We start from the raw sequence: 7,125 nt of genomic DNA on the forward strand, positions 1-7,125 counted from the left end.
AAAGCCGCAGCCGTCCGTTGCCGACACTGCACAAGGACTGCAGACGCCGCGCTCGATGAGGAATTCCGACCAGGCGCTTCCGGGCGTGCCGGGCTCGACGGCCCTCGTGCCGGACTCGAAGCCCGCCAGGCGCGGCAAGGCGCAGGCTTCCGAGATGCTCGCCTACGCCAGGCCGGACACGCCCGAGCGCGGCGGCCTCGGCAATGCCTTCAGGAATCTGTTCAACGGGCCTTCGACCGGCAATGGCGTCGCCGTCTACGACATCTCGGCCAAGACGGTCTACATGCCGGACGGCTCTCGGCTGGAGGCCCATTCGGGTTTCGGCTCAATGGTCGATCAGCCGCGCTTCGTCGATCGCAAGAATGTCGGCCCGACGCCGCCCGACACCTACAATCTGTCGATGCGTGAATCGCGCTTCCACGGCGTCGAGGCGATCCGGCTGACGCCGGCCAGCGGCAAGAACAAATATGGCCGCGACGGATTGCTCGCCCACACCTATATGCTACGCGGCGGCCGCGCCGAATCCAATGGCTGCCTCGTTTTCAAGGACTATCAGCGCTTCCTGTCCGCCTACAAGAAGGGCAAGATCAAGCGCCTCGTCGTCGTCCCGCGCCTGACTAGGTCGCCCACCCAGGTCGCCCAGGAAGGCCGCCAAGGCTGATCCAACGCGATTGTACCGGCGGCAGCCTTGTTGCCGGTAGCCTGCCTTCGATCTCTGACGATTCACGGTCTTTTGCCGCTATCGGCGCGGAGGACGGTCGACGCGCGCGTTCAATGCCTTCAGGACTCTGCTTGCAGGTGCGGCGGCGATCAATTCCATTGAGTTTTGGGCACGGGAAGGAAGAACTGCCCCTCCCAGAACATAGATATGGCGCACCCCCGGCTTGCGGCAAGACCCCGGCCATGGCGTATGTACGCTGCCCTTGACCTGATTTTTAGGAGAGGGAATTCCTGAATGCGGATTTTGTTGTCGACTTACGGCTCGCGCGGCGACGTCGAGCCGGTGGTGGCGCTCGGCGAGCGACTGCAGGCGCTCGGCGCCGAGGTGCGGGTGAGTGTCCCTGGCGATGAGGAATTTGCCGCGCTGTGCGCCCGCGCCGGCGTGCCGCTGGCGCCGGCCTTCTCGCCAGTGCGCGAATGGGTGAAGGAGATGATCCGGCGCAGGAGATCGGCGTCGCCCGGGAGCGTTGCCGCGCTCATCTCCGGCCAGGCGGCCGAGATCGTCGCCAGGCAATACGAAGCGCTGGCCGCAGCCGCCGAAGGCTGCGATGCCGTGGTGGCGTGCGGCCTTCTTCCTTCTTGTGCCGCCGCGCGGCTGATCGCCGAGCAGAAGGGCATGCGCTACATCCTCGGCACCTTCTGTCCCATCTGGCTGCCGTCGGCACATCACCGGCCGCACGAATATCCGGGACATCCGCTTCCAGCCGGCGTGACCGACAATCGGCTGCTGTGGAAGACGGATATCGCGACCAAGAACGCGCTGTTCGGCGAAGCGATCAACAGCCACCGCGCGTCGCTCGGATTGCCCGCGGTGGAGAATGTCCGCGACTATGTCTTCGGCGATCCTGTCTTGCTCGCCTGCGACCCGATGCTGGGGCCGTGGCTGCCCTCGGACCTGACTGACGCGCTGCAGACCGGCGCCTGGATCCTGCCCGACGCACGGCCGCTCGCTGACGGGCTGGAGGCGTTTCTCGATGTCGGCTCGCCCCCGGTCTATGTCGGCTTCGGCTCCATTGCTGTCGCCAGCGAGGCTGCGCGCACTGCCATTGAGGCGATCCGCGCCAGGGGCCGGCGCACGGTCATCGCGCATGGCTGGGCCGAGCTCGGCCTGATCGACGATCGCGACGATTGCTTCGCCGTCGGGGATATCAACCAGCAGGCGTTGTTTGGCCGGGTGGCGGCAGTCATCCATCACGGCGGCGCCGGCACGACCGTTGCCGCCGCGCGGGCAGGGGCGCCGCAGGTGGTGGTGCCGCAGATCGGTGACCAGCCCTACTGGGCGCGGCGCGTGGCCGAGCTCGGGATCGGTGCCGCGCATGACGGACCGACGCCGACTGCGGAGTCATTGGCCGTGGCACTGGATAAGGCGATGGTGCCGGAAACCCGCACCCGGGCGGGCGAGGTCACCCGTTTGATCCGCGCCGACGGTGCGGCGGTGGCGGCGAAGCTTTTGATCGAGATGTTCAGTCGGACTTGAGCTCACTGCGTCAGTTCCGCCAGCGCCCTTTGCAGGGGCGCCGGCGAGACCTGGATCGGACCGGAGAAAGGGCTGTTCATGTCGATGATCAGATAGATCGCCGCGGTCACCAGCGCCCCGGAAATGAGGCATGTAAAGACGATAGTTCCATTGCGCGGTGCCCGGAATCCGAAGCTGGCGAAGATCAGCGTCAGCCAGGCGACGAGCAGGGCGATCAGCGGCGCGGGGATGGCGCCCTCGGACTGCTCGGCCAGTATCCAGCGTTGTTCGATCACCTTCTGCAGCTGCTGTGTCGCGGCCTGCTGCGCGGCGGTCTGCTTGGCGCCCGTAGGCGACAATGCCGCCAGGATGTCGCCGACCTGATTGAGCAGCAGTTCCGACAGCCTGTTTGGGACGACGGTCGTGTCGCTGTCGGCGGTGGAGGTGTCGACGACGCGCTGCAGGTAGGCGGTGAGCGATTGCCGGGCGCTGTCCGCCTCCGGTCCATAATGTCGGAGCGTTCGGTCAAGCAGAATGAGATCGGTGGCGAAGCTGTGGACGTTGCCGTTGATGGACTCGAACGTGTTCTTGGCCGAGTTGATCATCAGGCCAAGCACCAGCGAGGACATAACCACGAAGAGGTTCGCGGCAAGCCGCACCACCGCGCTGGTGTCGTCGCCAAGATGGTGAGCGGGGAAGCGCTCATGCACCATGAGGCTGACCAGCGAGGCCCCGGCCAGACAAGCAAAGATCGCCAGCCCTGCAAGCACTTCGCCCATGGCCAATATTGCGCACGGGAAAGGGCGCTTGCCAATTGGGTGGAGGAGGTTGAATCAAAATGGAAGCATAAGGACCTATGCTGTTGTTCGCTGAGGAGGCTTTCGGGCTGGGCTGCACGCGCAGCAGAGCGAGGGGCAAAAACCGCTTCCAATGCCAGCCGAAGACGCTATCTATGGCGCGGGGCGGCTCCACCTCAACAATCATACACGAGGCTATTCATGACAATACGCGCTGTCGTCTGGGGCGAGAATATCCACGAGCGGACCAATGAGGTGGTGGCCGGCATCTATCCAGAAGGCATGCACGCCACGATTGCCGCCGCGCTGAACGCCGACAAGGCGATCTCCGCCTCGACCGCGACGCTGGAGCAGCCCGAACACGGTCTGCCGGAGACGCGCCTTGCCGAAACCGACGTGCTTGTCTGGTGGGGCCACAAGGACCATGGCGCGGTGGCCGACGAGGTGGTCGAGCGCGTCGCCCGCCGCGTCTTCGAAGGCATGGGGCTGATCGTGCTGCACTCCGGCCATTTCTCAAAGATCTTCAAGCGGCTGATGGGCACGCCCTGCACGCTCAAATGGCGCGAGGCCGGCGAGCGCGAGCGGCTCTGGGTGACCAGCCCCAGCCATCCGATCGCCGAAGGCATCGGCGAGTATTTCGAGCTCGAGAATGAGGAGATGTATGGCGAGCAGTTTGCCGTGCCGGAGCCGCTGGAGACGGTTTTCATCTCCTGGTTCCAGGGCGGCGAGGTATTTCGCTCGGGCCTGACCTACCGCCGCGGCGCCGGCAACGTCTTCTACTTCCGCCCTGGACACGAGACCTATCCAACCTATCACGACGCCACCGTCCACAAGGTGCTGCGCAATGCGGTGCAGTGGGCGCACAACCCGCAAGGCTCGAAGCCGGCCATCCTCGATGCGCCGAACGTACCGGTCGAGAAGGCGCTGGAGCCGATCGTCGAGCGCGGCGGCAAGCTGCATGCGTCCGGCGAGGCCGGCTTTCGCTAAAAGCATCGAGGAAAAGCGCGACGCGTTTTTCCGTCTGGAATTGCGTGCAAATTACACGTAGATCACATCCGCCCACATAATTGAATCGAACCAATTCGCTTGGAGAGGCATAATGCGGCTATTGATACTCGGTACCGGCTGGATGGCGCAGGAGCATGCCCGCCGCTTCAGCGCAATCGAGGGCGTCGACATCGTCGGCGCCGTCGATGTCGATCCCGCCCGCGTCGGCGATTACGCTGACGCCTACAAGATCCCGAAGCGCTTCACCTCGCTGGAGGCGGCGCTCGACTGGGGCGATTTCGACGCGGTCGCCAATGTCACGCCCGACCGCATCCACCACCCGACCACCATGGCGCTGATCAACGCTGGCAAGCCGGTGCTGTGCGAAAAGCCGCTGGCCGAGAATTTCGGCAAGGCGAACGAGATGGCCGATGCGGCGGAAGCCGCCGGCGTCGTCAACATGGTGAACCTCACCTACCGCAACGTGGCGCCGTTGCAGAAGGCGCGCCAGATGGTGCAGGCCGGCGAGATCGGCACGGTGCGCCATCTCGAGGCGTCGTATCTGCAGAGCTGGCTGGTGTCGAAATTCTGGGGCGACTGGCGCACCGATCCGAAATGGCTGTGGCGGCTGTCGCGCGGCCACGGCTCGAACGGCGTGCTCGGCGACGTCGGCATCCACATCCTCGACTTCGCGAGCTATGGCGCGGCCCTCGACATCGACCACGTCTTCTGCCGGCTGCGCGCCTTCGACAAGGCGCCGGGAAACCGCATCGGCGATTACGCGCTCGACGCCAATGACAGCTTCGCCATGACGCTCGATTTCGCCAACGGCGCCTTCGGCGTGGTGCATGCCAGCCGCTGGGCGACCGGACACCTCAACGAGCTTCGGCTGCGCATCTATGGCGACAAGGGCGGCATAGAGGTGGTGCACAATCTGAACGGCTCGCTGCTCAAGGCCTGCGCTGGCGAGAATGTCGAAAACGCCAAATGGGAAGAGCTCGACGCCGGCACCGTGCCGACCAACTACCAGCGCTTCGTCGATGCGGTGAAGAGCGGCGTTCAGACCGAGCCGAACTTCCGCCATGCCGCGGGTTTGCAAAAGGTGCTCGACCTCGCCGTGGTGTCGGACGAGAAGCGGGCGGAGCTGAGGGCGCACGCGGATACGCAGTGAGGGTTGAGAGCTAATCTCCCCCTTGCGGGGGAGATGGCCGGCAGGCCAGAGGGGGGTGCTGTCCTGCCGACCTGTCAACCGTCCTCAGCCGCGTCAGCCGATGGAAAGGTATCGGATAGAAATAATTCGCCTGCGCCGGCGTTCCTTCACACCCCTCTGTCCTGCCGGACATCTCCCCCGCAAGGGAGGTGATTGGCTGTCATCGAGCGCAATTCTTTCAATCATTTCTTGAAACGCGGACCGGATCTTTCGTGGTTTGATGCGGCAAGCGAACTCGGGAGGCTTCATTGACTGACTACATCGCGCTGCCGAAGGCCGAAGTGCACATCCACGTCGAGGGCTGCTTCGAGGCCGACGACGTGATCAGGAATTGCGAGGAGGCCGGCATTCCGCTGCGTGCCCCGCGCGACAGGCTCTTCGAGGCGCACGATCTGAAGAGCTTTCTCAAGATGCTCGATTGGCTGTGCGGCACGTTTCGCACGCGTGAGCAACTGGCCGTCACCGCCTACAAATTTGCGCGGCGAATGGCCAAAAGCGGCGTGCGCTACGCCGACGTCATCGTCAACCCGACCCACTGGCCGCACTGGCATAGGAACATCCCCGGAATGATCGACGCGTTCGATGCGGGTTTTGCGGCCGCCGAGCAGGATGGATACCCGCCGGTCGGGCTTTGTGTCAGCCTGCTGCGCACGCAGTCCGCGGAGGAAGCGATCGAACTGGTGGAGTTGCTGAGCAGGATCAGGCACCCGCGCGTCGTTGCCCTTTCGATCGACGGCAACGAAGCGGCCGCCGGCCGCACCGGCCCGCGTTTCGTCGAGGCCTTCCGCCGCGCCGCCACGGCCGGATTGCGGCGGACCGTCCATGCCGGCGAGTCGAGCGGTCCCGAGGGTGTCCGCGACGCCATCGAATTGCTTGGCGCCGATCGCATCGACCATGGCGTGCGGGCGATCGAGGAGCCGGCTCTGGTCGACCTGCTTGCGCAGAGGCGGATTCCCCTTGGCGTCTGCCCGATCTCCAACATCGCGCTCGGCGTCTATCCATCGCTTGCCGAGCATCCGATCGATGCCCTGCGCAAGGCCGGTGTTCCGGTCTCCATCAACACCGACGATCCGGCGCTGCTCGACACGACGCTTGAAGCGTCTTACGCCGCCTGCGCGGAGACCTTCGCCTGGGACGGCGAAACCATCCGCCAGCTAGCCGCGACATCGGTGCATGCGAGCTATGCCGACACTGCGGTGAAGGCACGAATCCTGGCGGATCTGGCGGTGTGGCAGGCTTGACGGACGAGACGCATGGAGCGGCCGGGTGGCTGCTCTTGGCCCATCGAAGCAAACAAACGTCAGCGCTCCACGGCGCCCTCTGTCCCGCCAGCCTAGCTAATGCTCTCTACCGGGAGCGATAAATCCCCACCGCCGCCTTCACCAGCGCCACATTCCCGCCGGCCACGCTGCCGTCCGGCAATTCCTTCCCATCCTCCAGTCCGACGCGCGTCGAGAATTTCCGTGCCGCCGCCCGCTCGACGAAGGGCCACACGGTGGCGTTCTCGCCATGCAGCAGGATCGAGCGTCGGATGCCTTCGCGTTGCAGCACCTTTTCGATGCCCTCGGCAACCGCGAATGCGTCGTCCAGCGTCTGCTCGGAAACCTCGATCAGTACGCGCAGCACCCGCCCGCCATGGTCGAGGCTGGCGAGCCGCAAGGCGTCGCCGATCGATGCGAGCCCGGCCTCGATGCCGACGCCGCGGTTGCGTAGAGTCTCCATTACTTCGGGCGCCGCCGCCTCGCTGAGGTTGACCGAGGCATAGTCGGGCAGTTCATGCCAGCCGGCGATGGCCGCCAGCGTGCGCCTGTCGTCCTTCTCGATCCAGGCGCCGGTGGAGACGCCGATCAGCGTGCCGGGGCAGGCGCGGCGCAGCGCCATCACCGTCCGGTCCATCGCTTCAGGGGCGAGGCTTTCCCGGCCGTCGGCGCCGCGCGCGTGGAGATGCAGTTCTG

General features: G+C 65.2%; 7 protein-coding genes. 5 read left to right on the forward strand and 2 right to left on the reverse strand.

Annotated features, from left to right (window positions below; genetic code table 11):
• Together DH10_RS18925 and DH10_RS18930 are read left to right on the forward strand one after the other, a co-directional pair.
• Nucleotides 1-661 (forward strand): DUF2778 domain-containing protein (locus tag DH10_RS18925; protein ID WP_192385230.1); only part of this gene is annotated, 661 nt, incomplete at its 5' end.
• Nucleotides 662-955: 294 nt separating this feature from the next.
• On the forward strand, nucleotides 956-2,197 hold the full coding sequence (locus DH10_RS18930) for a glycosyltransferase (RefSeq protein WP_192258088.1): 1,242 nt from the start codon (nucleotides 956-958) through the stop codon (nucleotides 2,195-2,197).
• Nucleotides 2,198-2,199: 2 nt separating this feature from the next.
• Here DH10_RS18930 and DH10_RS18935 read toward each other — a convergent pair whose 3' ends face one another.
• Complete coding sequence (locus DH10_RS18935; RefSeq protein ID WP_192258086.1) at nucleotides 2,200-2,955, reverse strand: bestrophin-like domain; 756 nt, start codon at nucleotides 2,953-2,955, stop codon at nucleotides 2,200-2,202.
• Nucleotides 2,956-3,174: 219 nt separating this feature from the next.
• On the opposite strand from DH10_RS18935, the gene DH10_RS18940 reads away from it, so the two are divergent.
• The 3 genes from DH10_RS18940 (at nucleotide 3,175) to add (ending at nucleotide 6,411) form a co-directional block, all read left to right on the forward strand.
• Nucleotides 3,175-3,960, forward strand: coding sequence for a ThuA domain-containing protein (locus tag DH10_RS18940; protein WP_192258084.1), 786 nt, complete (start codon nucleotides 3,175-3,177; stop codon nucleotides 3,958-3,960).
• Between the two features lie 112 nt (nucleotides 3,961-4,072).
• Nucleotides 4,073-5,131, forward strand: coding sequence for a Gfo/Idh/MocA family protein (locus DH10_RS18945; RefSeq protein WP_192258082.1), 1,059 nt, complete (start codon nucleotides 4,073-4,075; stop codon nucleotides 5,129-5,131).
• Nucleotides 5,132-5,418: 287 nt separating this feature from the next.
• On the forward strand, nucleotides 5,419-6,411 hold the full coding sequence (gene add / locus DH10_RS18950) for an adenosine deaminase (RefSeq protein WP_192258080.1): 993 nt from the start codon (nucleotides 5,419-5,421) through the stop codon (nucleotides 6,409-6,411).
• A gap of 106 nt (nucleotides 6,412-6,517) precedes the next feature.
• Here the strand turns inward: add and DH10_RS18955 are convergent.
• Nucleotides 6,518-7,125, reverse strand: a 608-nt coding sequence (locus DH10_RS18955) for a 3-keto-5-aminohexanoate cleavage protein (protein ID WP_192385231.1), incomplete at its 5' end; no start/stop codon positions are given.

This window comes from Mesorhizobium silamurunense, from assembly GCF_014843825.1.
GTDB classification, from domain to species: Bacteria; Pseudomonadota; Alphaproteobacteria; order Rhizobiales; family Rhizobiaceae; genus Mesorhizobium; species Mesorhizobium silamurunense.

What these genes read in the sequence shown, in the direction of transcription:
- DH10_RS18940 (WP_192258084.1), top strand. Translation starts at nt 3,175, where the DNA reads ATGACAATACGCGCTGTCGTCTGGGGCGAGAATATCCACGAGCGGACC.
- DH10_RS18945 (WP_192258082.1), top strand. Translation starts at nt 4,073, where the DNA reads ATGCGGCTATTGATACTCGGTACCGGCTGGATGGCGCAGGAGCATGCC.
- DH10_RS18930 (WP_192258088.1), top strand. Translation starts at nt 956, where the DNA reads ATGCGGATTTTGTTGTCGACTTACGGCTCGCGCGGCGACGTCGAGCCG.
- DH10_RS18935 (WP_192258086.1), bottom strand. Translation starts at nt 2,955, where the DNA reads ATGGGCGAAGTGCTTGCAGGGCTGGCGATCTTTGCTTGTCTGGCCGGG.